1 pseudogene is annotated in these 593 nt (G+C 76.6%); it reads left to right on the forward strand.

Annotated elements, in window-relative coordinates:
• Positions 1 to 593: pseudogene (locus KUM32_RS42960) on the forward strand (ATP-binding protein); the annotation flags it as partial.

The following is a 593-nucleotide window of genomic DNA, read 5'->3' on the forward strand; positions in this document are numbered from 1 at the left end:
CCACTGGCCGACGTCTTCCCCGACCCCGCCGGCTGCGTACCCCACCAGGCCCGCCCCGACAGCCAGGGACGACGAGGCTTCCGCATCGGCTGCACCGTCGACGGCCCGGTCGGCCCCGTCCACCTCGACATCGCCGTCCAGGCCGAGCCCGAACTGCGGATCGTCGGCGAACGCATGACCGGCGCCGGCGAGGTCCTCCTGGAGACGGCGCTGCGCGACCCGGGCCGCCGTACCGTGCAGGCGGCCTGGTACACCGCCGGAGCCGTGCCCGTCACCCGCGCCCCGCTCCCCGACGACCGACTGGCCACCGCGCTGCTGCCGCTCCGCATCGCCGGCAAGACCGCGGGTCAGCGGCTCGCCCTCGCCGCGGCCGAACAGGTCGTCGTCGCGCTGCGCTCCGTCTTCCCCTGCGACCCACGACCCGAGGCCATGCGCGGCCCCGCCATGCGCTCCGACGGCCACCTCCGCAGCGCCTGCGACAACCTCGCCGCCGTGCTCTACCGCACCCGCAAGGAGTGCGGCACCCGGCACGCGGCCCTGGTCGCCGCCGTACGCGACGGCTGCGCCGGGCCCACCGTCACGGAGCTGACCGT

Source organism: Streptomyces sp. AC627_RSS907, assembly GCF_019049165.1.